Origin of the sequence: Aeromonas sp. s11, from assembly GCF_040907945.1 — a bacterium.
GTDB classification, from domain to species: domain Bacteria; phylum Pseudomonadota; class Gammaproteobacteria; order Enterobacterales; family Aeromonadaceae; genus Aeromonas; species Aeromonas veronii.
Window position 1 is genome coordinate 1 of sequence record NZ_JBFOCU010000062.1, and the last position, 24,758, is coordinate 24,758.

20 protein-coding genes, 4 tRNA genes and 1 pseudogene are annotated in these 24,758 nt (G+C 52.9%); 6 read left to right on the forward strand and 19 right to left on the reverse strand.

Going from position 1 to position 24,758, the window contains the following annotated elements; all coding sequences use genetic code 11:
• Positions 1 to 95: 95 nt before the first annotated feature.
• The 3 genes from AB5Y84_RS18500 to AB5Y84_RS18510 all read right to left on the reverse strand — a co-directional run bounded on the left by AB5Y84_RS18500 (position 96) and on the right by AB5Y84_RS18510 (position 376).
• Positions 96 to 170, reverse strand: a tRNA-Gln gene (locus AB5Y84_RS18500).
• A 46-nt stretch (positions 171 to 216) separates the two neighbouring features.
• Positions 217 to 291, reverse strand: a tRNA-Gln gene (locus AB5Y84_RS18505).
• An 8-nt stretch (positions 292 to 299) separates the two neighbouring features.
• Positions 300 to 376, reverse strand: a tRNA-Met gene (locus AB5Y84_RS18510).
• A 444-nt stretch (positions 377 to 820) separates the two neighbouring features.
• Between AB5Y84_RS18510 and AB5Y84_RS18515 the strand changes: the two genes are divergently transcribed.
• Positions 821 to 2,095, forward strand: a complete 1,275-nt coding sequence (locus AB5Y84_RS18515) for a tyrosine-type recombinase/integrase (RefSeq protein WP_368177539.1) — start codon at positions 821 to 823, stop codon at positions 2,093 to 2,095.
• Between the two features lie 113 nt (positions 2,096 to 2,208).
• On the opposite strand, the gene AB5Y84_RS18520 is transcribed toward AB5Y84_RS18515, so the two are convergent.
• Positions 2,209 to 3,171: a hypothetical protein gene (locus tag AB5Y84_RS18520; RefSeq protein ID WP_201904832.1), complete on the reverse strand. Its 963-nt coding sequence runs from the start codon at positions 3,169 to 3,171 to the stop codon at positions 2,209 to 2,211.
• 296 nt (positions 3,172 to 3,467) lie between these two features.
• On the opposite strand from AB5Y84_RS18520, the gene AB5Y84_RS18525 reads away from it, so the two are divergent.
• Complete coding sequence (locus tag AB5Y84_RS18525) at positions 3,468 to 3,656, forward strand: AlpA family transcriptional regulator (protein ID WP_324003230.1); 189 nt, start codon at positions 3,468 to 3,470, stop codon at positions 3,654 to 3,656.
• Positions 3,657 to 4,169: 513 nt separating this feature from the next.
• A complete protein-coding gene (locus AB5Y84_RS18530; protein ID WP_324003310.1) occupies positions 4,170 to 4,745 on the forward strand; it encodes an inovirus Gp2 family protein in 576 nt (191 codons plus the stop codon).
• On the opposite strand, the pseudogene AB5Y84_RS18535 reads toward AB5Y84_RS18530, so the two are convergent.
• Positions 4,728 to 4,965: pseudogene (locus tag AB5Y84_RS18535) on the reverse strand (helix-turn-helix domain-containing protein); the annotation flags it as partial. The gene AB5Y84_RS18530 and the pseudogene AB5Y84_RS18535 sit on opposite strands and share 18 nt — an antisense overlap.
• Positions 4,966 to 5,148: 183 nt before the next feature.
• Here AB5Y84_RS18535 and AB5Y84_RS18540 point away from each other — a divergent pair.
• Positions 5,149 to 6,069: a WYL domain-containing protein gene (locus AB5Y84_RS18540; RefSeq protein ID WP_324003231.1), complete on the forward strand. Its 921-nt coding sequence runs from the start codon at positions 5,149 to 5,151 to the stop codon at positions 6,067 to 6,069.
• Between the two features lie 396 nt (positions 6,070 to 6,465).
• Here the strand turns inward: AB5Y84_RS18540 and AB5Y84_RS18545 are convergent, their stop codons facing one another.
• The 14 genes from AB5Y84_RS18545 to lolB form a co-directional block, all read right to left on the reverse strand.
• A complete protein-coding gene (locus tag AB5Y84_RS18545; protein ID WP_324003232.1) occupies positions 6,466 to 7,551 on the reverse strand; it encodes a patatin-like phospholipase family protein in 1,086 nt (361 codons plus the stop codon).
• Positions 7,548 to 8,438, reverse strand: coding sequence for a diguanylate cyclase regulator RdcB family protein (locus tag AB5Y84_RS18550; RefSeq protein WP_368177540.1), 891 nt, complete (start codon positions 8,436 to 8,438; stop codon positions 7,548 to 7,550). Before AB5Y84_RS18550 ends, AB5Y84_RS18545 begins: the two co-directional genes overlap by 4 nt.
• A complete protein-coding gene (locus tag AB5Y84_RS18555; RefSeq protein ID WP_368177541.1) occupies positions 8,438 to 10,903 on the reverse strand; it encodes a dynamin family protein in 2,466 nt (821 codons plus the stop codon). The genes AB5Y84_RS18550 and AB5Y84_RS18555 overlap by 1 nt, the downstream gene beginning before the upstream one ends.
• A gap of 417 nt (positions 10,904 to 11,320) precedes the next feature.
• Positions 11,321 to 11,773 (reverse strand): hypothetical protein, encoded by a 453-nt coding sequence (locus AB5Y84_RS18560; RefSeq protein WP_324003235.1) that lies wholly within the window; start codon positions 11,771 to 11,773, stop codon positions 11,321 to 11,323.
• Between the two features lie 269 nt (positions 11,774 to 12,042).
• Complete coding sequence (locus tag AB5Y84_RS18565; RefSeq protein WP_324003237.1) at positions 12,043 to 13,002, reverse strand: hypothetical protein; 960 nt, start codon at positions 13,000 to 13,002, stop codon at positions 12,043 to 12,045.
• A complete protein-coding gene (locus AB5Y84_RS18570) occupies positions 12,999 to 13,988 on the reverse strand; it encodes a YqaJ viral recombinase family protein (RefSeq protein ID WP_368177542.1) in 990 nt (329 codons plus the stop codon). The genes AB5Y84_RS18565 and AB5Y84_RS18570 overlap by 4 nt, the downstream gene beginning before the upstream one ends.
• Positions 13,989 to 14,082: 94 nt before the next feature.
• A complete protein-coding gene (locus AB5Y84_RS18575; protein WP_368177543.1) occupies positions 14,083 to 15,033 on the reverse strand; it encodes a DUF932 domain-containing protein in 951 nt (316 codons plus the stop codon).
• Between the two features lie 333 nt (positions 15,034 to 15,366).
• Positions 15,367 to 16,458 (reverse strand): redox-regulated ATPase YchF, encoded by a 1,092-nt coding sequence (gene ychF, locus AB5Y84_RS18580; RefSeq protein ID WP_005353921.1) that lies wholly within the window; start codon positions 16,456 to 16,458, stop codon positions 15,367 to 15,369.
• 116 nt (positions 16,459 to 16,574) lie between these two features.
• Positions 16,575 to 17,171: an aminoacyl-tRNA hydrolase gene (gene pth, locus AB5Y84_RS18585; protein ID WP_005334960.1), complete on the reverse strand. Its 597-nt coding sequence runs from the start codon at positions 17,169 to 17,171 to the stop codon at positions 16,575 to 16,577.
• A gap of 218 nt (positions 17,172 to 17,389) precedes the next feature.
• Positions 17,390 to 19,378 carry a bifunctional UDP-sugar hydrolase/5'-nucleotidase gene (locus tag AB5Y84_RS18590; protein ID WP_368177544.1) on the reverse strand — a complete coding sequence of 663 codons (1,989 nt, stop codon included), beginning with the start codon at positions 19,376 to 19,378 and terminating at the stop codon, positions 17,390 to 17,392.
• Positions 19,379 to 19,494: 116 nt separating this feature from the next.
• The gene (locus tag AB5Y84_RS18595) at positions 19,495 to 20,442 is read right to left on the reverse strand and encodes a ribose-phosphate pyrophosphokinase (protein ID WP_005343846.1); all 948 of its coding nucleotides are present in this window, start codon (positions 20,440 to 20,442) and stop codon (positions 19,495 to 19,497) included.
• A gap of 286 nt (positions 20,443 to 20,728) precedes the next feature.
• Positions 20,729 to 20,803 (reverse strand) — tRNA-Gln (locus tag AB5Y84_RS18600).
• Between the two features lies 1 nt (position 20,804).
• Entirely contained in the window at positions 20,805 to 21,653 is an 849-nt protein-coding gene (ispE, locus tag AB5Y84_RS18605) for a 4-(cytidine 5'-diphospho)-2-C-methyl-D-erythritol kinase (protein WP_005353910.1), read from the reverse strand.
• On the reverse strand, positions 21,653 to 22,231 hold the full coding sequence (gene lolB, locus AB5Y84_RS18610) for a lipoprotein insertase outer membrane protein LolB (RefSeq protein WP_005353907.1): 579 nt from the start codon (positions 22,229 to 22,231) through the stop codon (positions 21,653 to 21,655). The genes ispE and lolB overlap by 1 nt, the downstream gene beginning before the upstream one ends.
• A 126-nt stretch (positions 22,232 to 22,357) precedes the next feature.
• On the opposite strand from lolB, the gene hemA reads away from it, so the two are divergent.
• Both hemA and prfA read left to right on the forward strand, forming a co-directional pair.
• Positions 22,358 to 23,617, forward strand: coding sequence for a glutamyl-tRNA reductase (gene hemA, locus AB5Y84_RS18615; RefSeq protein WP_139463482.1), 1,260 nt, complete (start codon positions 22,358 to 22,360; stop codon positions 23,615 to 23,617).
• A 51-nt stretch (positions 23,618 to 23,668) separates the two neighbouring features.
• Positions 23,669 to 24,757: a peptide chain release factor 1 gene (gene prfA, locus AB5Y84_RS18620; protein WP_005353897.1), complete on the forward strand. Its 1,089-nt coding sequence runs from the start codon at positions 23,669 to 23,671 to the stop codon at positions 24,755 to 24,757.
• Position 24,758: the final 1 nt, after the last annotated feature.

Genomic DNA, 24,758 nt, shown 5'->3' on the forward strand with positions numbered 1-24,758 from the left:
TAGGGATGGCGAGATCAAAACCCGCTGCCTTACCGCTTGGCGATACCCCAACAGCGCTCCTCAACAGTCATGAGACTGGCAAAGAACTTTTAAAATGGCTGGGGTACTAGGATTCGAACCTAGGGATGGCGAGATCAAAACCCGCTGCCTTACCGCTTGGCGATACCCCAACAGCGCTCCTCAACAGTCATGAGACTGGCAAAGAACTTTTAAAAATGGCTGGGGTACTAGGATTCGAACCTAGGGATGGCGAGATCAAAACCCGCTGCCTTACCGCTTGGCGATACCCCAACTAGAGATGGTGGCTATGACGGGATTCGAACCTGTGACCCCCGCATTATGAGTGCGATGCTCTAACCAACTGAGCTACATAGCCAACCTTGCTTCCGGTGAGTCGTTACCTCGTCACCGTGCGGGCCGAATTATGCGTATCTGGCTCTGGGGCGTCAACCCTTTTTTTGCCAGAAAAACGCAATTTGAGTGCGTTTGACCAGTTATTGGTCTCTGTTGCGCAAAAGCCCAACAATCTGCTTTTTTTTAAGACATTGCCATGATTGCCCGGGCAATGGCAGATAAAAAACAGGCCAGCAAATGCTGGCCTGTCATGGGATTAGACGTTGAACAGGAAGTTGGTCTTGAGTGAGTCTTTTAGGGTGTCATGAAGTCTCATTTTTTAATTCAATCTCTTTATTATCAATAAATTAAAGAATTTTTGGTCTCACGATGTTTCAGGTGGAATCACTGGTAGCCAAGTATTTTGTGTACGCAGTTGCGTACTCAAAATGCTATTGTGTACACAGCTTGAACAAAGGGGGCTAGGGTGGCGCTTAAGACAGATCGGGAAATCGCCAATTTGAAGGCGGAGGATGGCCAACGACAGGTGGTTGCTGTTGCTAGTGGGGCTGGTGGTGGGTTGTGTATCGAGGTTCGCAGTGGTGGGCGTTCGAAAACATGGCTTTACCGTTATCGTATCAATAATAAGGCCCGAAAATTCACATTGGGCTCTTACCCAGCAATGAGCTTGGCGACTGCGCGAGTTGAGCACGGTAAGGCTGTTGCTTTGGTTAAGGCAGGAGAAGATCCTGCTGCTGTTGCCAAAGCATCCAAAGTGAAGCGGTCGGCTATGCCGACATTTGATGCGTTTTTTGAAGAGTGGTTGGAGTGGAAGCAAGTTGCCAAGCCTGCCCGAGCATCTACCATTGAAGCCTATCGTCACACACACCGACTATATATAAGCAAAGCCATTGGTAGTCTGTTACTGAAAGATGTGACGCGAGCAGTGTTGTTTGCTCACTTGTCTAAAGTAAGAGGACGTAGTATTCAGGCTGCACGTAAAGGGCTGACCATCTGCGCCCAGATGCTCGATTATGCAGTCAATCTAGAGCTGATCGAGTTGAACCCTGCCCGTACCATCAAACCATCAACGATCGGAGCTGATGCCCTACCGCCGCGCCAACGTTGGTTGTGTCGTGAAGAGGTGGCCGCTTTTTGGCAAGGGCTAGCAGAGGGGGGATACCATCCCGCACAGGCTAACTGTTTGCGCCTTATCCTGCTGACGGGTGTAAGGCGTGGGGAGGCTACGGGCATGACATGGGATCAGGTCATCGGCAACAAGTGGGTCATCCCGGCTAGTAATGCCAAGAATGGCAAAGAGCACACGATTACTCTTCATCACATGGCATTAGAGATCATTACTCATCAACGAGCAATCAGCTGTGGTAGTCCCTGGGTTTTTGAAGCTATTCGAGAGCATGAAGCGGGACAGGGACATATTGACGGCAATTCTCTGCGTTGGGTGATAAATAAGGTACGAGCTCTTGCTATGCCACAAAGTGAGCCCTTTACCGTTCACGACTTACGTCGTAGCTTTGCCAGCTGTTGCGCTGAATATTTAGATGCAAATGAAAGTGTGATTGAGCTGGCCCTTAACCACAGCAAACGAGATCGTCTTGTTGCTACTTATCAAGCAGGCAAACGTTCTGAACAGGTGGTTAGACTGTTTAAACAATGGGGTGATTTTGTTCAGATATTAACACGACTAGAGCAAGCCAAGCCTGATAACGTAGTTTCAGTTAATTTTAGAAGGCGTGAATAATTTTTTTGTGTTTGAGTCTGAACGAGTAAAGCGATTCGTCAGTCTGACGAGATAAGCGAAAACAGCTAGGAAGTATAACGTTATCTAGCTGTTTTATCACAGCTTGCAGTAAGTCAAGAGCTTGATATCTTCGCATACTCCGCTCTTATTAGGTTTTCAACGATTGAGTTTTTATTTTCATTTCGCTTCGTGCAAATCTCATCTAAAATATCGCCAATATCATGACTCATATTGATGCTGTATTGTTTTTTTGTTTTGTTATTTTCTCGATATTTTCTTTGGCTCCATGCTTTTTTAAAATTGATGACAAGCAGCTTGAATCTATCATCATTAACTATACAAAGTACGTCAAGGAATGAAATGATGTCGTTTTTGACCCCAATCGAACGGGGCATTACTAGCGGTGTATACCCTAAATTCAATGTATGGAGATAATCATAAAGCCAAGTGGCTTTTTTGTTTGATTCATCTTTAAACCAACTTACTACCTGTTGATTTTGTAAAGCATGTTCAGTATATTTTTGGATGTCTTTTATTAATTTAAGTTTGTCATGCTTCGCGTTGGGAAGTCTGTTGATTAGGTGGATTATGTTTTTTTTAGTGACTGCGTTATTGTAAATTCCATCCATTTTTACAAAGTGTTTTGCATTAAAGGCTTGGATGTTTATGTTGAGTGTGCATTGGTATTCTTTATGTCCAAACAAACCTTGACCTGAATCTATGCACTCCAAATGGCTCATTAACCTCCATATATAACAATGTAGCCTAGTGTACTGTTCATCTAACCAGTTAAAATCCTTTTTTGTAAGGCATTTTTTTTCAAATTCGCAGGCGAGAGTACTAATCCATTTGTCGATTCTGTTAGAGTCATTACTTCTGTGGTTATATGTCTCCATGAATATTTTTGATGCATCAGTCATGCAAGCACGCTGTAATTTATCTTCCAGTTCAGCATTACTTGGAACTCGGCACTCAGTGTATCCGTTTATCTCGCAAGTCCTATACCAGAGATAATCTACGAAAACTTCATCGTATAGTCTAGTCCTAACCATCTCGCCTTCTGAATAAACAGCCATATCCAACTCCTAAAAACTACATTGTAGTTTTTTTTGTCGCATTCATGTAGAGCTATGTGTAGTTTTTTGTGATTCATTTCACAGGTTTTTTAGATGTGGATTATCTACGTGATCTAGGCGAAACCCTTGCCTCTAATGGAGCCTACGCATGATTTTAGGTATATCTGAGTAATGATATTGCTCAGTGCCCCTCGCACTACGCGGCCAACATCTAGAAAGTAGAAGCTCCGCGATCATACTGCATGTACAATATTACGTTGTTGAACCAGCTATGAACCAATAGCAGGATAACAGACATGAAACTCATTAAATTGAAAGAAGTCACAGAAATGACCACTTTATCCAAGGCCACTATCTATCGTTTAATCAAACAAAGGAAATTTCCTGATTCCATATCCGTAGGACCACGAGCTGTAGCTTGGAGAACAATGGATATATTGGAGTGGGTCCAAAAAAAAGTGGATGCCCGTAGATGTGCTGATTGAATAACTCAAGAGTAATTTAAACATAACGAAATTAAGGGTTTTGTGAACTCTTCACGTATAGTCCTTGGTGTTTTCATGAATATAAGTGGTAACCAGTTCGGTATATGTATTATATATCTAAAATTCATGTTCATCTCTATTGTGAGATTTGTGTTACAGACGCATGAATGTTTATCTTCTCTATATTCTTGAGCTAAACATAAGCGGTATGTCAATAGGAAACATACCGCTTATGTTGCAATAAAAGATTGTAACTGTTTTAAAAAAGTCTGTTGATAGTCACTAGTCCTTACCTAGAAAATTACACCAACCATTAATCGGATGAGTGGAATAGCTTGCTAAAGATAACGTTGTACATGTCTCAAAAATGGCATGTGCGTACTCATGCCCGTAAAAGGAGGTAAGATGAATTTAGCATCGGATTATATACTTAGCCAACAAGAGTTAAATAATCTGCTCGCTGAAGCAGATTTTTACTATGGCTCCATCGAACGTGTTCAGTTAATTCGAATTATGCAGGTTGTTACAGGCTGTTTGGATATGTATTCAAGGGTCTGTGCGATGCGTGTGGATTTGCGTTTTCCACAAACAAACTGGAAAGGAGAACCAGATATTCCAATCTGCTTTCCGCGCGTGGACTCTCAGGTGATTACGCGCTTTTTTGAGTCACTAAAGAGCCAACTGAGAGCTGAACACTTACGTAAAGGTAGACGAGGTTCGCCATCTCTTCCTGAATATATCTGGGTTCGCGAGCAGGACGAAAGTCCCCTTCCTCATTACCATGTGGTGCTGCTCTTTCATAAAGATGTCTATGCGTTCTTGGGGAACTACACCAACCATGAAGCTGATAACATGGCGACGAGGATACAGCGTGCTTGGTGTAGTGCGTTATCGCTGTCCTACCCTGATTACTCATCCTTGGTGCATTTTCCTGCTAATCCGGTGTACGTATTTGATCGTCGTACAGCGGCGATATATTCCACCACGTATCACAAATTCTTATTACGGATCGCTTATTTAGCTAAAGTCCGTACTAAGGTGACTGGAACACGTAATTTCGGTTGCAGCCAGGGCACGGCCAGCCGGTAAGGCTTCTAGCCCCCACGCCTTCACTCCGATACCACCGAAGCCAACGGCCGATGGTCGAGCGAGCCGCGCCGGTAAGGTGATCAACATCAGTGATCGTGCGTCCTTTATGTAACAGCAAGATGGCCATCAAGCGACGAGCATGCCCTTTATCACGCGTGGTATGGATGATTTTGTGAATGCGGCGCCGTTGTGGTCGTGGCAGGGGTGGTAGGATAGGCATCAACTCAGTCCTTTGGGTGTGGCTTGTTTTGTTTGGCGACTAATGAGATCGCACAAACTGGACTGAGTTCCCTTCCTCCAATGATCTACTATTCGGAACAGCTATTTAGGTGAAACCTGCATATGTACATTGTAAAGTCATGCTGATTCAGTCTACACAATAAAATTGCAGATAAGGCTACATATGACACCTTGCAACCTCACCTGGGATCAGACCCTACGCTTTCGCCTGCTGGAAATCGTGTTGCAGTGGGAAGGGCGCCTCACCACCAATCACCTCTGTACCGCCTTCAATATTGGGCGTCAGCAGGCATCGCGAGACATCAACCTCTATATTAAGGAGTTTTCACCAGAAGGGTTGGAGTATGACCGTAGCCTGAAAGGGTACAAACCTACCGCCAGTTTCAAGCCCCGCTTCAGTGAAGGAAAAGTAGATGAGTACTTGATACTGTTGCACCGGGAAAAGCAGCACCTCAATCACCATGAGGAAGGGGTGCTTATCCTGCCTCTTATGGCTATGCACTACGGCCATATCGAGATCCTGACTGTACCCAACCGCTACATCGACCCTGTGATCGTGCGTGGCTTGGTGCAGGCTGCTCGTAGCCAACTGAGGGTGGATGTAGACTATGTGTCTCTCAGTTCTGAAGAAGAAAGTGGTCGCAATATCGTGCCCCACACACTGATCTACGACGGGATCCGCTGGCATGTGCGCGCTTACTGTGAGAAGCGTGGTGAGTATCTCGATTTTGTGATGAGTCGCTTTCGTGGCGAGCCCGAGTTACTTGATGTCTCGACGCATGGCCGCGATCAGGATGGTGAGTGGAATACCAAAGTGACTGCAATTCTGATCCCCAACCCAGCCCTGAGCCTAGGCCAGCAAGCCATCATTGCCACCGACTATGCCATGTTAGATGGCCAGCTACGGATTGAGCAACGGCTGCCGCTGATGCACTATGCACTGGAGCGGATGCAGGTGAGTTATGACGGTGACCATGGGGGTAACCCTCTGCTCCACCCTCTGGTGTTGGCCAACCGGGATGCGTTGATTGCCCAAGGCTGTACATTCAAGCTGAAGACCGCCGACCTGCTCACCCCCCAGTGAGCATGACTGGAGTAAGCCGTTGTTCTTGATCTCGCGAGTCAGCTAGCTACAAGGGAAAGTGCGAGAAGAGCCGCTATCGCTGGTACTATTAGCTTGTCGTTCTGCCTATTTTAACAGCCCTTTGGAGTTCTCTATGCCTATTCCCGCTGCGCCTATCACCTTCCATTGTCCCCATTGTGGCTGGAGCAAGACCACGGCTCCACGCAGTGATGTGATGCTTCGCGGCCGTACCTGGTTTGATAGTTGTCCGCTGTGTCAATGTGACAAGCTTGAGAGACGCAGCGCTACCATGGTTGAACTGTTGGCTGCCAAGGTTAGAGATGTGATTGGTAAATAAAAAGCATATAACGCGGCAGACTCATGCCTGCCGCGTTATAACTTGACTAATATGGCTTTTTATATTGAGGGAAGGTTCTTAGTTCGTCGTAATCTAGTCATTGCAGACTCGAGTACAGCATCAGATTCCGAATGCGCTGCATCTGATAGATCCAAATCACGCTCTGAAGCCTGCCACTGGTTCAGAACGTCTATCCGTTTAGCCATAGCAAGCAAGGTCTCTTGGGTATCGTCATATCCCTGCTTCATCCAGGACTCTATACGTTCCTTATCGAACCCCATCAGGTCCGTGATACCACGAGAAATAGCTTGTCTGGGTCTGAGTTCAACCACGGTAATGTTCGAGTCTTTCGGGCGTTCCCAAAACGAACCATCAGATAGCAAGGAGGCAAAAATCAGATTACAACCCTGATCAATCAGCGGTTTGATTGGCGTATTGCCCGATTCGGTAGCCCAGTCCCCCTGACCACCATCGGAATAGCGTTGACCACCGACCTTACGGTTTTTGTAGAGCAAGGGTAAAGCTGCCGATGCCAACAATGCCTCCCTCATCTGCTCGTCGGCCAGCGCTTGCAGATGCAAATAAGTTGATGCCTCTGTATTGCCAAGATTGATTGCCGCTTTGATGACGCAAAATAGGTCATCAATCCCTCCGGCAGATTCATAGAGGGAGACCCACACCGGCAACCCTTTTCTTAATAGTTCGGGATTGAGATAGGACTGCAGGAGCCTCTCGACCCGGCTGCTATCCAGAACCTCGTCAATCGTCGGATCAGGGACATCCACCCCCCACTCTTTAAGCAGCTTGATCGCAACTTGTAGCGATGAGAAGAGCCTGGGATTCATGCCATAGCCATAGAGCAGGAAAGGCACGACAGCCAACTTGTTGCTCACTCTAATAGGGGTGCTTGCTATCAGCTCTCGCCACAATTCTTCAAGATGCTGCGCCGCAATGTGGAGCGTATCGGCTGAAGCAACAATTGCTCCATTGAGGGCGCCAATACTGGCGCCAGCAACCATGTCCACCTTGATGCCTGACTCAGCGAGAGCCCTGATGACACCAACCTGATAGGCTCCCTTCGCACCACCACCAGATAAAACTAAGCCAACTTTCACCGCCTGCACTGCTCGCTCCTCAACCATCATGCTACTTCTCCCAACAACTCCTTGGTCATGGTGTCGGTAAAGCGTGACACCTTGGTAAGGTATGGAATAGTCAGTGGTTTTTCTAAAGGCATAAAAAGGGCATAATGGCTGATGGGTTGGTGGTGAAGATCCAGTTCACTACCCAAATAGCAGAGTGCATGCTGATAATCAGCGCTTAGGACACTCTGGGGCACGGTAAAAAGAAGTTCTGTCGGTAGGCGATCAGCATCTTCTGAGGAGTGTTCGGCATCTCTGGCGACTCTGAACTGCAGCTTGTTTTTTAGCCGCTCCAACAGTCTTGCTCGCTCGGTCAATGGGAGCGTCGACAAATGCTCGCCAAAGTCCCCCCAGGCCAACTCATCCAGCACAGCAAAACAGCGGCTTGCGATGGAAAGGTGACAAAAAAGCCCGGCATCCCAGCGGCCCAGCAGCAGATCGAGTTGATCCTCTGCGGCCACCTTTCCTTCAACGCGGCACAAGCGTTGCTCATGCTCGGCCAGTTTGTCGCGAGCAAAGGTGCTAAACGCCTCCATCGAGCTATGCAGATCGGCGGCAAAGTCAGCAACCTCCGCCAGTTGAGTCTTCAAATGCTGTACCGACTTATCAATACGCAACAAATGGCGGTTGGTCAGGGTTAACCCTTCGGTCAACGCCTCCAGATACTCACCTGTCTGTTGCAATCCAATTAACACCTCTTGATTAATCGCGGTTTGGCGGCGCTGGCTGGTTCCCACCAGACCATCCCAGAGGCGATTAAAATAGCCGCTGCGACATTTTTGTACCTTGATATGATCCTGTGCTACCTGTAAGCCATTGATCATGTCGAGGGCAAACTTGAATTTTAGGTTGGGTAACGTGTCAAACACGGCGTGATCGATGATTTCCATCAGCAAGCTCCTTCAGTGGTAAACTGAGAAGATTTATCCTTGACACCATTTTCATCGGTCAGATCCAGCTTTAGTTCTTTACTGTCTAACATGATGGCCGGAAGATCGCTCTTGATATCCCCAAGTTGCTTGGCTAATACCGTTTTTTGTTCTTGATTCAGCAGGGACTGTTTTTTACCCTGAATAAGATCGCCGCGAATTCGGTCAACAGTCACCATAAAATCATCAAAGAACTGTTCAAATGAACTTTCTATTGGTTCTGCAACTTCTTTCTCGATATAGCGGCTTAAATTGATAAATGTATTATTTATATTGTTTTTCGCATTTTCCGCTACCTTAACTACATCGATACGATAAACCTTCAGATTATATTTATATGACTCCCTGCCCCAGTCATCAGTATCAAAGACCTCGCAAATCCAGCCCCATACCCCGCTTTTATAACGATAGCCAGTTTTCTGCAGGTTTTTCTCTTCAATCATCTCATTAAGGATTGAGCTACCACTAAAATTGGCTGGGATTGGGTTAATATCTGGCAAACTCAAATTGACTTTGAGCCCCTTCTTAGCAAATCCCTGGTTGATGCCATCAATAATCAGCTGTGCCTCATCACAAAGTTGCTGCGATTGAGACTTAAGATCTTCTTTTAATTGATCGATAGCAGTCTGAAGATCATTTGTAATCTTTTCATGTAACTTATTGATTTCGGATTCAATCCCCTTGATCAAATTCTGAGCATCTTCCTGATTTTCAACATCGATCTCTGTCTTACCTTCTTGGAAATATTTCTCTTTTTGCTGTTCCCAGTCTTGCGACTCTGGCTCTCGAGATGCTGAAAAAATCTCTTTGATTAATGTTAAAAAAGACTTTTCTTTATCTTTCTTTTGTCTTTGTTTTTTAATCTTTTCTTCCTTTTCTTCCTTTTCTTCCTTTTCTTCCTTTTCTTCCTTTTCTTTCAGACTCTGACTAAATATACGATCAATTCCTTGTTCGAGCTGCGCATTTGTAGCGTCGCTACACACCTTTGAAAAATCCTTCAGTTTAGTTAACAGTTCGAGGCATTTCTCCAGTGCGTTCTCACGACTGGCTTCAATTTTTTTAATGTCCTGCTCAATACGATTGATATCTGATTCGAGAGTTGCAATATCACTCTTAAGAGCACTATCACGAATTTCAACAAAGTTATTCATTCGCTCACTCTGCTCCACCATCTTCGCGGCGCTGGAAGCCAGAGCCAACAAGGATGCCTTAGCATGGGCTTTTTTGATAACCTCGGTTAATGGAGCATCAAAACGGGAGTCATCCCAGAGATCACTGATGCCTTGCTTGACCTCATCAATATCATTAATTTTGTCTTGCCAATGACGACGATGGATGGCCGCTTTAGCAAAATCAACGACCCACTTATGCTCTTGGTGATCAGGCAGTTCACCTTGATGAATCAAGGCATGCTGGGCTCGGTTGGCTAAATAGGCAAATTTAGCTGATACGAGAAATATATTGGATTCAGGCACCTTACCCTGCAATAGCGTTTGGGAAATATATGCCTTATCAATAGAGTCATCCGCTAGATCGAACTTATTGACCAGAACATAGAGCCGATCCTCCACAATATCTGCTATAGATAGCACTTCACGGCGAACTTCGGCATCTGATTCAGATTTGACTTGTGTCGCATCCATAACCACCATGACGGCAGAAGCGCGTTGCAGTTGTTCGCGCATCATCTTCTTGAGTACCGCCATTCCCATCTCATTAGGGCCTGGTGTGTCCAGTAAGGTAAAGTGTCCTTGATTGGATGCCTGTTCATTCAGGTGGCAGAACGCCACCTCGATCATTGGCAGATCGTCAATATTCTGGTAATCGGCATAGGGAAATTCGCACTCCACCTTCTGACAGAGGCGTACCAGGTCATTAAGCTCTTTCAGAAAACTGAAAATATTCTCTTGACCTTGGTATTCAGATGCAAAGCTCATCCTGACCTTGATACGGTCAGCCAGAGACTTCAGGTCCTGCTCTTCGTGTTCAATCTTTTCATACTGTTCCGGTCTGGCCAGTTGGGTTGCAAGAGCGTGCAAAACTCGATTGAGCGGCTCAACGTTGGGTAGCTTCATACGTGGCTCTGGTTGACCCGGCACGTGACGGATGCGAGTTGGCAAGGCGGTCATCGGAGTGCTGCGGTTGGGCAGTACCTCTAGACCTACGATGGCGTTATTGGTCGTCGATTTACCCGCTTTCATGGTGCCCACAACGGCAAGCACCATATCCAATTCCTCAAGCTTGCTCAATTCTCCTTCCAGGATGGATATGGCATTGCGTACCTTGTCCGGGTCATAAGATTGTGCATCTTTGCTGTCGGCGATCAGAAGATTGGGGATCTGGGTAAGCTGATTGAGTTTTTCGATTTGCAGCTTGATAAGGCGTATTGCTTCGAGTCGGAGTAGTTCAACTGATTTGGGAGTCATTTTTTATCCTGTGATGAATAAACGTAAAAGTAGTACTTTGACTGCGCTCTTGATTCACTTCACGCCCAGTAAGAAGTCTCTTGTGAAGCCATCATACAGAAGCCCGATATCCTCTTAAATACCTGTATAAATCCACATGTCACATTTTCAGGCGTAATCCTGAGTGAACGGCACTATGCCGTGTTTTTGATATCGAGGCCTTGCCCCAACCCAAATCCCTCCGCCGTTACTCGACGGGGGGCTAATGAGTTCCTTTGTTGATGAGCTCAAGCTGATTGTCAGAGATGGCCACATGTGGCTACCGAGATCACTCTTTCTATCCCTTCGTACACCAGAAATCGCCCATTACTGCTGGGCAAATGATGGAAATCAAAAGAGGAGGCATTTGCCTCCTCTTGGATTGGGAATGGGTTGGTACTATTGGTCCCACATCTGGCAGCCAAACTCGGGGGTACCGGTGGCGGGTAGAACAGATGCCACATCTTTGGTTGGTAGTGCGAGCTGTTTGCCGTCAGCAGTTACGATGCTGATCGACTTGGCTCTACGCAGCTTGCCCCACATGTCAAAGAAATTGTTCTCACCGACCTGCGAGTCAGTCTCATATGGCTCATTGTATTGGCTGCCATCGACAATGATGGAGAAAGCCTGCCCAGCATAAGAGCCGTACTCCTTACCCTGCACGGTGGCAGTCATGCTGACCTTGCGGGTGTCATTGCAGGCGATATAGAGGTTATTTTGCTCGTTGACCACCGCCGTGTATTCGCTGGTGCCCTGACCCCAGCCACCACTCCAGCGTCCGGCCTCGCCATAGGCCAAGGCGTTATTGCTGCATAGAATTGTTACCGCCGATATGATAGAGAGAGTTTTCATTTTCCGTGCTCCTTGTTACTCCACCGGGACTGCCGATCATGACACTTATTCTTGAGCTACATCGTGAGCGATAAACAACAGTCTTCCGAACAAAAATGTTGTAAATAATTTTCAATTAGCTGAAGCAGTCTACCGCCCCTTGGGTGATTTATGGGCTATTCAAGCTCGAAGATTATCCCCTCCCTTTTTTTCCGCTCAATACTGGACGAAACCACATGTCGTATTTTCAGGCAGGTGGGCGATATCTCTAATCAGTTGCAGTTGACTGATCAGGTGCCGTTAACCTGATTTGTGGTAAACGCCTGCTTGCCGAGCTTGTGGGTTAATGGTGTCTTCCTCGGTTGTAGTTTGGGAGTCTCCATTGCTTGTTCAGAGGTAGAAGCAGTGCTTGAGTTCTCACCGTTTTCCACCTCGGGATAGAACTCCTTCAACAGCATCGGCACCTCTTCATCGATATCCTCAAACTGGCCGTTACGCAGCAACTCGCGAGCGGCTTGTTCCATCTGGTCGATGGCGAGCCCCGCCTCTTGGTCACGCTGGGCGGCCTCCTGTGCCTGTCTGACTGCCTCGGTCAGGTTGGTCTCTTCTCGCAAGGTCAAATCCACGTAGTAGACCGGTGTGCGGTAGGATTGGGTGGTGCTCTTGGCCCGCAACCGCAGGGTGAGGGGCAGATAGCGGGTATGGCCCCCGCTCACAGCCTCCAGGTACTTCAGTCGAGCCGCCAGAGTGCGCACTGAGTTGTAGCCGGTGGTGCGAAAGATAAAGCTGCCCAGCTCATCCCCTTGCCCCTCCACAAACAGGTTCAGTCGTCCGTACAGCTTGCAGCCCTGTTGGCCAGCAAAGGCGCAGCGTTCTGGCCCTGGGCAGCTGACCTCCTCCATGCCTTGCGCTCCCACTCGTCTTGCCACCTCCCCATTCCCGACACACAGCGGCCTGCCGGTTTGACGGTCAAACGCGCTGTATTCCGCCCGCAGATTCAAGTCGCTATCGTTGAACAGCACCCGCACCGGAATGGCGCGGATCTTGGTCTGCTCTTGCCCTTGGGCACTCTTTTGCGATGAGTAGTGTTGATGCAGGGGATGGAGCAACCATCCCCCTTTTTGTTGTACCTGGGTGGTGAGGGTGAAGCTGTCGTCCTTCTCCGGTACCCACTTATCCTGTTTTTGCACCAGCTTGCCGATGCAGATCCGCCCGATCACGGGTGGGGTTATTGCCAGTCCTTTGATCATGATGTTTGCCTCAAGGGTTGAATGGTGAAACGGCGCACGCCGGGCACCGGTTTGACGTAGCGGGTGAGCAGGTCGGGATGATCCTGACCGAGCTTATCCAGATCCGGTGCCAGCCGGTCTTTACTGCGCTTCCAGGTGATCTTGCCATCGGCAAATAGCCCGGCTGTCGCTTCACCCAAAGTGGCTTGCAGCCGCTGCTTGAGTTGTGACTCCTGCAGCTCGACGGCTTCCTTTTGCTGACGCAATCGCAGTAGCTCGCCAAACAGCTGGTTGAACTCGGGTGAATCGGAGAGATCCACCGTCTGGCCATCATCACGGGGGAAGAGCCAGCTCAGGGCATTGGCAGCATCACTGGAGCCGTCAGGCTCGGGCTGCTGGTCTTGTTGCACCATTTGCCAGAACTGTGCTTCCCGCTCGGTGAGATCCTGGATCTTCTCCTCATCGCGCTCGATGCGGTAAATCCGAAAATCCTGGCCGCCGATCAGCACTGCCACTTCTGCCCAGGCATGGCCGGTGACGGCCAGTTGATGCAGTACCTGACACTGGTAAGCCACCGGCACCCCTTCCTCCCACTGGGGGGCGCTGTGATAGCTGGCGGTCTTGATCTCCAGAATGCCCGGCCCATCGGGGTGGCCGACTACCTCCCGGTCGAGGTTGGCGAGCATGAAAGGATGCTCGGGGTGTTGCAGTACCGCATTGACCCGTCGCACCTTGTAGCCAGTGCGTTTGGCATAGACCTGCGCCAGCACTGGTTCGAGCTCGATTCCCCACAGCACCGCTTCCTTGTGGGAGATATCTTCCGGCTCCTTGCGACCGGTCTTTTCCAGCCAGAGGCTGAGCGGGCATTTGTAGGGGGATAGCCCCACTGCCACGGCAGCATCGGAGGAGCCGATGCCGAGTTTGCGGATAGCGAGCCACTGCTCGCGGGTTAACTGGGTAGTAGAGGCCAGCCGCAGGGCTTGGCCATACTTGGCTTTTGCTTTCATGACTATTCCTTGTTGACGGCATAAATGGCGACGCCCGGATTGGCTTGCGCCAGTCCGGGTGAGGTCGTTATGCGGTTTGAATGGGGAAGCGTAATTACTGCAGCAGAGTGAGTGCCTGATTCAAGGCTTGGGATTTGAGTTGGGCACCCTGACCGAACCAAGCGGAATCAAGCCGGTGGTCCTGGCTGCGGGCACGGCGGTGGTGATCCACGTATTCGGTGACCGCATTGACCAGCCCCCAGGCTGTATTGCGGGAGCTCGCAAGCTCTGAGCCCATGCCTGCGCCTTGATAGAGCTCATGCAGCCGTTGTACCGGCTTGGTGAGAATGATGTTCTCCTCATCGAGAGGTTGCGCCAACAGATCGCTGAAAAAGCGCAGCGCCTCTTCAGGGGCCACGGGCCGCTGTGCCAGTGCCTTGCTCTGGACTTTGAACTCATCCCAATGGGAGAGCCCGAGCCCAAGCGACTCTTTGACGGTCGCCGCATCGAACTGAGTGGAGTGGGGCACCTTGATGGCACCGGTAGCGCCGCGCAGTGCCATCTGCAGGGTGTTGTTGCATACCACACGTAGAGAAGTGAACTGCGCTGTGGTGCAGAGCGTGCCATCGCAGCTGGTTGCCAACAGCAGATAGGACTTTACCAAGTCATTGCCTTTGAGTTTTAGATCCTGGCCGGTCTTGGCCAGTGCCCACAGCTTGCGGCCGCCTTTAAGCGAGCCCGCGGTCTCTAGCTCAAAGCCACCGGCTTCCACTAGGTCTTGATAGAAGTGCAGCACCTCGTGAGGCTGTACCACGTTGTAGCGGCTTGAGACCACCGACAGAGGGGTGAGGGTATCGGAGCGATACAGCACCTTGCTATCGCTGTAGGGACGGATATGCAGTGCATCGGAGGCGACGTTAAACATCACGTCGCTCTGCTCGATGGTCCAATTCATCCCGGCTGCTTGCAGCCAGATATCGAGGGATTGTTGTGGGGGCAAGACATTTCCAAGGCCATGCCAAGGGGTTTGGCCGGTGTAGGCCATGGTGTCAATCAGGTGAGCCATATCTCCTCCAGGAATAGTGAAATGCAGACATTCAGCCTGCTAACTCATGGAGGTGATGTAGGTTTGAAAACTTATTGAATAGGATTCTTTTCGATAGTGTTTCGTATTTGGTATGAAGTGCGTTCTTTTGGGTTCGGAGTATGGAAGAAATTGATAAGGCATTTGGAGGGGGAGCATAGGGATGGAGAAAGGCCCATCTGACAACAGATGGGCCTTTTTATGAGAGCAATGATTTAACCTAGCACTGCGCAGTGTGTACGCAAATGTGTACTCAGTTCATTTATTGCTGCATCAACAGCGCATAATCATTTGATTTATAAGAGAAAAATCTAATTACACGTTGAACAGGAAGTTCATGATATCGCCATCTTTGACGATGTAATCTTTCCCTTCAGCGCGCATCTTGCCCGCTTCCTTGGCGCCTTGCTCACCCTTGTAGTTGATAAAGTCTTCAAAGGCGATGGTTTGGGCGCGAATAAAGCCTTTTTCAAAGTCAGTGTGGATCTTGCCAGCCGCTTGCGGGGCAGTGGCACCGACCGGAATAGTCCAGGCGCGTACCTCTTTCACACCGGCGGTGAAGTAGGTCTGCAGGTTGAGCAGCTGGTAGCCGGAGCGGATAACGCGATTCAGGCCCGGCTCTTCGATGCCCAGGTCAGCCATGAACTCGGCGCGATCTTCGTCGTCCAGTTCGGCGATGTCGGCTTCGATGGCGCAGCAGACCACGACCACGACCGCGTTCTCGGCGGCGGCGATTTCACGCACCTTGTCCAGATAGGGATTGTTCTCGAAACCATCTTCCGCCACGTTGGCGATATACATGGTGGGTTTCAGGGTCAGGAAGTTGAGGTGGCTCACGGCGGCCAGCTCTTCCTTATCCAGCTTCATGCCGCGGATCATCTGGCCGTTTTCCAGCGCGACCTTGATCTTCTCAAGCACTTCCACTTCCAGCTTGGCATCCTTGTCGCCGCCTTTGGCGCGCTTGGACTGACGGTGAATGGCGCGCTCGCAGGCGTCCAGATCCGACAGGGCCAGCTCGGTGTTGATCACTTCGATATCGTCAGCGGGAGAGACCTTGCCGGCAACGTGAATGATGTTCTCGTCGTCGAAGCAGCGCACTACATGGCCGATCGCTTCGGTTTCACGGATGTTGGCCAGGAACTGGTTACCCAGACCTTCACCCTTGGAGGCACCGGCAACCAGACCGGCGATGTCGACGAATTCCATGGTGGTCGGCACAACGCGCTGCGGATTGATGATGGCCGCCAGCTGATCGAGGCGGGGATCCGGCATCGGCACCACACCTGTGTTCGGCTCGATGGTGCAGAACGGGAAGTTGGCGGCTTCGATACCGGCCTTGGTCAGCGCGTTGAACAGGGTGGATTTGCCTACATTGGGCAGGCCCACGATACCGCATTTAAAACCCATGGATTGTTACCTTACTTGATGGATGCTGTTGGGGGTCGCCCGCAGGCGGCCCATGTCATGCTTGTTCTGGTCGTTGCTCATGTACCGGCACAATGCCCGTACAGGGTCAAAGCGACCTAACCCTTTTCCGCCTTGAAGCTGTGCAAGCGATTCATGGCCTTGGTCATATCTTGTTTGAACAGGATGTCGGTGGCGCGCAGAGACTCGTCCAGCGCGGCGTCGATCAGGTTCTGTTCACTGCTGGGGGCCTTGGTCAGGACGAAGCCAGCCACCTGCTCTTTGCTGCCGGGATGGCCGATCCCGAGACGCAGCCGGAAGAAGTTATTGTTGTTGCCCATCTTGGCGATGATGTCCTTGAGGCCGTTATGGCCACCGTGACCACCACCCTGCTTGAACTTGGCGATGCCTGGCGGCAGATCCAGTTCGTCATGGGCCACCAGCATCGCTTCCGGCTCAATCTGATAAAAACGCGCCAGTGCGGCCACCGCCTTGCCAGAGAGGTTCATATAGGTGTTCGGGATGAGCAGCCGCACATCCTGCCCCTCGACCAGGATGCGGGCAGTATGGCCGAAGAACTTGGGTTCTTCACGCAGGCTGACATTGTGCCAGCGGGCAAGTTGCTCCACATACCAGGCGCCCGCGTTGTGGCGGGTCTTGGCATATTCCGGGCCGGGGTTGCCCAGTCCGACGATCAGTTTGATTTCGCTTGTCACGCTTGATGTCTTCACTCGCAGCTGCCGTGGGCACACTACCCAGGGCAATAGGACGCAATATTCTAGCCGCCGAGTGGCGATCACTCAACCAATGCGCATGTTATGGCGGGATTTGCAGCATTATTGCGGCCAATGGGTGGCTAACGGTGGGCAAACGGGCCTCTTGCATGAGGCCCGTTTCAGCTTGCCGATGGGTTGTGCCCGGTTGACTACCGTCGTTATTTGGCACGCAGCAGGGTGACGGTCTCTTCATCCAGAGCGGTCAGGGTGGGACGGGCATCGCGCACATACTCCACGAAAGAGGCTGCATCGGTGCCGCAATCCACGCCGCTGGCTTTGCAATCGAGGGCCTGGCCCGGGGCATAGACGGCGCTCAGCAGTTCACCGTTTTGTGCCACCTTCAACACCGGGAAGGCGGTCAACTTGCCATTGACGCTGGCGATGTCGACCCGCTCGCTCTGGTGGCGCTGGGCATTGGCCAGTGCCTGCCAGCCATCGTTGCCGTTGGCGCTGTAGGCGTTCATCACTACCCGATAGCGCTGGCTATCCACCAGATCCTGCCACTCGCCGCTTGCGGTCTTGCGCTGCAATTGGGTCAGGGTGCCCGCTTTGCCTGCGTCGGTCTCCTGGAAGGTGTAACGCAGGTGACCGCCATAGGGGAACTTGCCGGCATGGGCGCTGGCGGGCAGGGTGGCGGTGATGGTCTCGGTCAGCAGGGTGCGCACCTCGGCGCCAGTCAGGGTAAGCACCGAGAGCTGGTTCTTGAACGGCAGCAGGGTGAGGGCACTATCCCCCTCACGCCATTCGCCAGCAGGCAGGTCGGCGCGCACGCCCCCCACCGCAACCAGAGAAAAATCGACCGGGCCGCCGGTCAGGGCTTGCACTGCTGGGGTATTGGCCCAGTAGAACTCCCCTTCGGCAACCAGCGGCGCTACATCTGAGCCGTGGCTGTCGCTGCCGTTGTCGCCGGGGCGACGGGCATTTTGCAGCTGCTCGGGGATGGTGCCGATCACCGGGCCGTAGGCTTTCTCCAGCGCCGGTTTATAGTGGCTGTCGATGATGCCGCGCAGGCGCGGATCTTCATCCACGGTCACCAGATTGGGCTGGTTGTCGACAAACTGGCTCGCCTCTTTGCTGCGGGCGTCGTCGAGCGCTTGCTTGCGCGCCGCATCGGCGAAGAAGTCGCGGCTGGCCAGCAGGCTGTTGTGGCCCTGGCAGTCGGTCACCTGACCCTGGCTGTCAAAGGTCACCTGTGCCAGACCGATGGCCTGGGCGTAGGAGCCCGCCTGCACCACGCAGGTTTTGCCGATGCCATCCGGATTGGTCACCAGCTTGGCGTAATCGCCGGTCTTGCCCCAGCCGATATTACGAAAATCGCCGAGCAGGCTGTGGGAGTGGCCGCCGACGATGGCATCGAGGCCGTTTACCTTGGCGGCCAGCGCCAGATCCCGCTCGTTGCCGATGTGGGTGAGCGCCACGATCTGGTGGATCCCCTTGGCTTGCAGCATATCCACCGTGGCCTGAGCCGAGGCGACCTCTTTGCCAAAGCGCAGCTTGCCGACGTTGGGGGCGATATTGCCCATGTCTTCCAGTACCAGACCGATGACGGCGACCAGCTGTTTGCCTTGTGGCAGGTTGTCGAGATCGGTGACCGGACTCTTCTGGTTGCCGTCAAAGGCGTAGACCACGAAGGGTTTGAGGTTGTCAGCCTTGCTAAGGGCCGGATCGGCTTTGGTGTCGAGGTTGGCGGCCAGCACCGGGAAGTTGACCCCCTCGATGAAGCGGGCCAGTTTCTGGTTATCCAGATCGAACTCGTGGTTGCCCAGCGCCATGGCATCGAGGCCGAACTGGCTCAGCAACTCGGCATTGGCCATCCCCTCGTTGAGCTTGAAGTAGCCGCTACCCTGCCAGGCATCGCCGCCGTGCAGCAGCAGCAAGGGCTGGTTCTTGGCCAGCGCCTCGGCCTGATAGGCTTTCGCCATGGTCAGCAGGCGCGGATAACCGCCAAAGCGGGTATAGAGCGTGTCCGTCTCCCCCTGCTGGGCAAAGATCTGCCCTTTGATCTCGGCATTGACCGGATCAAACTGGGAGTGGGTGTCGTTCATGTGAGCTAGGGTCAGCACGAAGGGCGGGTTCTCTTTGGCGGGCTGACAGGCGAACAGGGCGGAGGTGAGGGTCGCGAGCAGGAGGGGACGCAAGCAATTCATGGGTAAATCCTTAAGCCTGCCGGGGGCAGGGTCGTACCAGATAGCAGAAAGTTGGAAAGAGAAGGTCCAGAAAGACGAAAACCGCCTGATGGCGGTTTTCGTTATTGCTGAATCTATCAATGCTCAAACATGGCAGAGATGGACTCTTCGTTGCTGATGCGACGAATGGCTTCGGCCAGTACAGTTGACAGCGTCAGCTGCTTGACCTTGCCGACCGCTTTCATCTCCGCAGTGAGCGGGATGGAGTCGGTGATGATCAGTTCATCGATCACGGAGTTCTTGATGTTCTCGACGGCGGAACCGGAGAAGACCGGGTGAGTGGCGTAAGCAAATACACGCTTGGCACCGCGCTCTTTCAGGGCCTCTGCAGCTTTGCACAGGGTGCCGCCGGTGTCGATCATGTCATCAACGATGATGCAGTCGCGGCCGGCAACGTCACCAATCAGGTGCATGACCTGGGAGACGTTCGGGCGGGGACGGCGCTTGTCGATGATGGCGATGTCGGTGTCATCCAGCAGCTTGGCGATGGCGCGGGCACGCACGACGCCACCGATGTCCGGGGAGACAACGACAGGAGACTCGAGGTTCTTGGACTTCATGTCTTCCAGCAGCACCGGGCTACCGAACACGTTGTCTACCGGAACGTCGAAGAAACCTTGAATTTGCTCGGCATGCAGGTCAACGGTCAGCACGCGATCAACACCGACGCTGGAGAGGAAGTCAGCGACAACCTTGGCGGTGATGGGTACACGGGCGGAGCGGACGCGGCGGTCCTGACGGGCATAACCAAAGTAGGGGATAACGGCAGTGATACGGCCAGCTGAAGCACGACGCAGAGCATCCACCATGACGATCAATTCCATCAAATTGTCGTTGGTCGGGGCACAGGTGGATTGAATGATGAAGATATCGCCACCACGTACATTCTCATTGATCTGTACGCTGATCTCGCCGTCGCTAAAGCGACCTACGGCAGCATTGCCGAGTTTGATAAACAGGCGATCTGCGATCTTCTGGGCTAGTTCCGGCGTTGCGTTACCAGCAAACAGCTTCATGTCAGGCACGGTTTGAAACCTCGGGGTTGCATCCAGTATGTGGGGGAGTCTGAAATCAGACCCTATCGTTTTGGGGCAAACGATTTATCAAGATAACGTACAAGGTGTCTGCTGCCCAATGAATGTGATGATACCGGTAACCCGAATCTGTGGCCGAGTGCAAAACCGGCCACGTTAATCATCATCAATACCGTTCGGTAAAATTGGCTGGGGTACCAGGGTTTGAACCTGGGCACGTTGACGAGATCAAAGATCAGTCACCGTTTATCACAGCTAATTACCGATGCTCGAAAATTGGCTGGGGTACTAGGATTCGAACCTAGGAATGGCGAGATCAAAACCCGCTGCCTTACCGCTTGGCGATACCCCAATCATTTGAACTGTTGCAATGTGGAGAAGAGAGGTGATATGTTCTCGCCCTTGGCGACAAACCCATCAAGTCCCTTCGGCACGCAGGCCAACACTTCCCGAGCAGTCACTTCGTCTTCAAATTGAGCAAAGACGCAGGCTCCTGTGCCCGTCATTCTTGACGGCGCGTATTCTAGCAACCAGCCGAGCGCATTGGCAACCTCGGGGTGGCGCTTTTTCACCAGTGATTCGCAATCGTTTTTCCACTCGCCTTCCAGCAGGTTGTCCAGCGCCATTTTCGGCGTGGCTCTCGGCAGGTCCGGATCCTGGAATACGGCCGCGGTCGCCACATGGCAATCGGGCTTGAGCACCAGATACCAGGCATCGGGCAGTTCGACCGGTTGCAGCCGCTCGCCCACTCCTTCGGCAAAGGCCGCCTTGCCACGAACAAACACCGGTACATCAGCCCCCAACTGGACGCCGAGCGCAGCCAGTTCATCTTCACTCAAACCCGCTTGCCAGAGGTGGTTAAGCGCTACCAGCGTGGTCGCTGCATCGGACGAACCGCCGCCAATGCCGCCGCCCATGGGCAGCACCTTCTCCAGCCGGATATGGGCACCTTGCGGGCTCGGCAGGGTTGCCTGCAGCAGCCGCGCCGCCCGGATAATCAGATTCTGCTCATCCGGCACCCCGGGAATGGCCGGGTTCAGGGTGAGTGTGTCGCTATTCGGTATCACCTCGAACTCGAGCCAGTCGCTGTGGTTGAGGAAGATAAACAGGGTCTGCAGCTCGTGATAGCCATCGGGACGACGGCCATTGACGTGTAAAAACAGGTTGAGTTTGGCCGGTGCCGGCCAGCGTGTGGAAGCCATTAACGTGCAAGAGTCCATTGGTTGATCTGAAGCTTGAGGCGGCTGTTCTGGCCGGTCATGGTCAGCTGGTGCGGCAGGCGGTAGCCATCCTGATCCCGATAATCGCCATAGACGATCTGCCACTGGCCGTCGCGCACGCTGGCCAGACTGCTGTCGGGGTTGAGTTCAAACTCCGCCTGACCTGGCAGCCCCTTGATCCACTCTGGCAATCCCGCAACCGGAATATTCCAGCCGGTCAGTTGATAGATGAGCGCTTCGGCATCCTGGCTCTGGTGGCGATTGCCGTCGCTGTCGAGCAGGGTGATCTCCCCCTTGCTGCGGGAGAGTTCCAGAATGCTGGTGCCAATCAGGCTGGTGAGGTTGAGGCGATAATCCTCCCCATCCTGCTGCCAGTTGAGACGAGCGCTGCCCTTTTGCTGTGGCGTGATGATGGCCATCTTGCCGGATAGCTGCCAGTGGGTCAGCTGCTCGAGGCGGGTCCGCTCCTGGTTCCAGTTCACCTGGTCACGCTGGGGCTGGGTGGTGGCACAACCGGCCAGCAACAGCAGGCAGGTGAGGGTAAAAATACGTAGCAGCAAGAGACGGCTCCAGAGAGAGGAATTTGCCACAGTATACGGGGCGGCCGTATTGCTTTTAAAGACTTACCCTTTCTCGTACAATTGGCAGCCTTTGCACCCAGCGTATGAAATGATCGTCGCCCACTCATGAGTTTGCTTGCCCTCGGAATCAACCACAACACCGCCAGTGTCGCCTTGCGGGAACGGGTCGCCTTTGGCCCGGACTGCATCGATCGCGCCTTGCGTGAGCTGGTGAGCCAACCCGGTGTCAGCGAGGCGGTGATCGTCTCCACCTGCAACCGGACCGAACTCTATTGCAATCTGGACGGGGAGCGGCAGGAGCAAGTGCTTCGCTGGCTGCAGCAGTTCCACGGGCTGGACGCGGCCGAACTGGTCACTGCCATCTATCAGCATCACGATGAAGAGGCGGTGCGCCACCTGATGCGGGTGGCGTGCGGGCTCGACTCGCTGGTGCTGGGGGAGCCGCAGATCCTGGGGCAGATCAAGCAATCCTACGCTCATGCCCAGCAGGCGGAGTCGGTGAAGGGGGCGCTGGAGCGGCTGTTCCAGAAATCTTTCTCGGTGGCGAAAAGAGTGCGCACAGATACCGAGATTGGCGCCAGTGCCGTGTCGGTGGCCTTTGCCGCCGTCAGCCTGGGTCGGAGGATCTTCTCCGATCTCTCCCAGACCAAGGTATTGCTGGTCGGGGCGGGGGAGACCATCGAACTGGTGGCCCGTCATCTGCGCGAGCAGAACGTCACCAAGATGATGGTGGCCAACCGCACCCTGCAGCGTGCCCAGACCTTGGCGGCCGAATTCGGTGCCCAGGTGATGACGCTCGAAGAGATCCCCGACTATCTGCACGAAGCGGATATTGTCATCAGCTCGACCGCCAGCCCCCTGCCCATCATCGGCAAGGGGATGGTGGAGCGCGCGCTAAAGGCCCGCCGTTTCAAACCCATGTTTCTGGTGGATATTGCCGTGCCGCGCGACATCGAAGCCGAAGTCGATGAGCTCTCCGATGCCTATCTCTACACGGTGGATGATTTGCAGGGGATCATCGAGCAGAACCTCGAAACCCGTAAGCGGGCCGCCGCACAGGCCGAGGTGATCGTGCAGGAAGAGCGCGACGAGTTTATGGGCTGGTATCGCGGCCAGAGCTCGGTCGATCTCATTCGCGATTACCGCCATCAGTCCCAGCAAGTGGCTGATGAAGAGTTGCAACGGGCCCTGCTGGCATTGGCGCAGGGCGAGAGTGCCGAACAGGCGCTCAAGGCGATGGCCCATCGCCTCACCAACAAATTGATCCACGCGCCGACCCAGGCGTTGCGCCAAGCTGCCTCCCAGGGGGATCAGAGCGAGCTCTCCCGCTTGCGGCAGGCGCTGGGGTTGTCACAAGAGCCATAATTTTCGGGCAACCTGCCGGTTGTCCCGTCCTCCATTGAGAATGCAAGAGTTATGAATCCGTCACTGATCAGAAAGCTGGAAGGCCTCATCGAGCGCCACGAAGAAGTACAGGCCATGCTCGGCGAGCCGGATGTGGTCTCGGATCAGGATCGCTACCGCGCCCTGACCCGCGAATATGCCCAGCTGGAAGATATCGTTCACGCCTTCCAGCGTTACCGTCAGGCGCAGGATGATCTGGAGACCACTCAGATGATGCTGGAGGAGGATGATGCCGACCTGCGCGAGATGGCGCAGGAGGAGCTGCCGCTGGCCAAGGCCAATCTGGAGGCGCTGGAGCAGGAGCTGCAACTGATGTTGCTGCCCAAGGATCCCAAGGATGACAACAACTGCTATCTGGAGATCCGCGCCGGTGCCGGTGGCGACGAAGCGGCCATCTTTGCCGGTGACCTGTTCCGCATGTATTCACGGTTTGCCGAGCGTCAGGGCTGGCGCGTCTCCATCGTCAGCTGCAACGACGGTGAATACGGAGGCTACAAGGAGGTGATCGCCAAGATCGACGGCGAGCGCGTCTATGGCCGTCTCAAGTTTGAATCCGGTGGTCACCGGGTGCAGCGGGTGCCGGAGACCGAATCTCAGGGCCGGGTGCACACCTCCGCCTGTACCGTCGCCGTGCTGCCGGAAGTGCCGGAAGCCGAGCAGATCGAGATCAATCCTTCCGACTTGAAGATCGACACCTTCCGCGCCTCCGGTGCCGGTGGTCAGCACGTCAACAAGACCGACTCGGCCATTCGTATCACCCACCTGCCGACCGGGCTGGTGGTGGAGTGTCAGGACGAGCGCTCCCAGCACAAGAACCGCGCCAAGGCGATGTCGGTGCTCTCAGCCCGCCTGCAAGCGGCCGAGGATGAGCGCCACCGCGCTGCCGAGCAGAGCACCCGCCGCAATCTGGTGGGCTCCGGTGATCGCTCCGAGCGCATTCGTACCTACAACTACCCGCAGGGCCGCCTCTCCGAGCACCGCATCAACCTGACCCTCTATCGCCTCTCCGAAATTTTGGAAGGGGATCTGGACTGCGTCATCACCCCGCTGGTGCAGGAGTATCAGGCCGATCAGCTCGCCTCGCTGGCCGAGAACAACTGAT

Coding starts and splice junctions, on each gene's coding strand:
- AB5Y84_RS18520 (WP_201904832.1), bottom strand. CDS start 3,171: ATGGCTGTTTATTCAGAAGGCGAGATGGTTAGGACTAGACTATACGAT.
- AB5Y84_RS18525 (WP_324003230.1), top strand. CDS start 3,468: ATGAAACTCATTAAATTGAAAGAAGTCACAGAAATGACCACTTTATCC.
- AB5Y84_RS18530 (WP_324003310.1), top strand. CDS start 4,170: ATGCAGGTTGTTACAGGCTGTTTGGATATGTATTCAAGGGTCTGTGCG.
- AB5Y84_RS18540 (WP_324003231.1), top strand. CDS start 5,149: ATGACACCTTGCAACCTCACCTGGGATCAGACCCTACGCTTTCGCCTG.
- AB5Y84_RS18545 (WP_324003232.1), bottom strand. CDS start 7,551: ATGATGGTTGAGGAGCGAGCAGTGCAGGCGGTGAAAGTTGGCTTAGTT.
- AB5Y84_RS18550 (WP_368177540.1), bottom strand. CDS start 8,438: ATGGAAATCATCGATCACGCCGTGTTTGACACGTTACCCAACCTAAAA.
- AB5Y84_RS18555 (WP_368177541.1), bottom strand. CDS start 10,903: ATGACTCCCAAATCAGTTGAACTACTCCGACTCGAAGCAATACGCCTT.
- AB5Y84_RS18560 (WP_324003235.1), bottom strand. CDS start 11,773: ATGAAAACTCTCTCTATCATATCGGCGGTAACAATTCTATGCAGCAAT.
- AB5Y84_RS18565 (WP_324003237.1), bottom strand. CDS start 13,002: ATGATCAAAGGACTGGCAATAACCCCACCCGTGATCGGGCGGATCTGC.
- AB5Y84_RS18570 (WP_368177542.1), bottom strand. CDS start 13,988: ATGAAAGCAAAAGCCAAGTATGGCCAAGCCCTGCGGCTGGCCTCTACT.
- AB5Y84_RS18575 (WP_368177543.1), bottom strand. CDS start 15,033: ATGGCTCACCTGATTGACACCATGGCCTACACCGGCCAAACCCCTTGG.
- ychF (WP_005353921.1), bottom strand. CDS start 16,458: ATGGGTTTTAAATGCGGTATCGTGGGCCTGCCCAATGTAGGCAAATCC.
- AB5Y84_RS18590 (WP_368177544.1), bottom strand. CDS start 19,378: ATGAATTGCTTGCGTCCCCTCCTGCTCGCGACCCTCACCTCCGCCCTG.
- ispE (WP_005353910.1), bottom strand. CDS start 21,653: ATGGCTTCCACACGCTGGCCGGCACCGGCCAAACTCAACCTGTTTTTA.
- hemA (WP_139463482.1), top strand. CDS start 22,358: ATGAGTTTGCTTGCCCTCGGAATCAACCACAACACCGCCAGTGTCGCC.
- prfA (WP_005353897.1), top strand. CDS start 23,669: ATGAATCCGTCACTGATCAGAAAGCTGGAAGGCCTCATCGAGCGCCAC.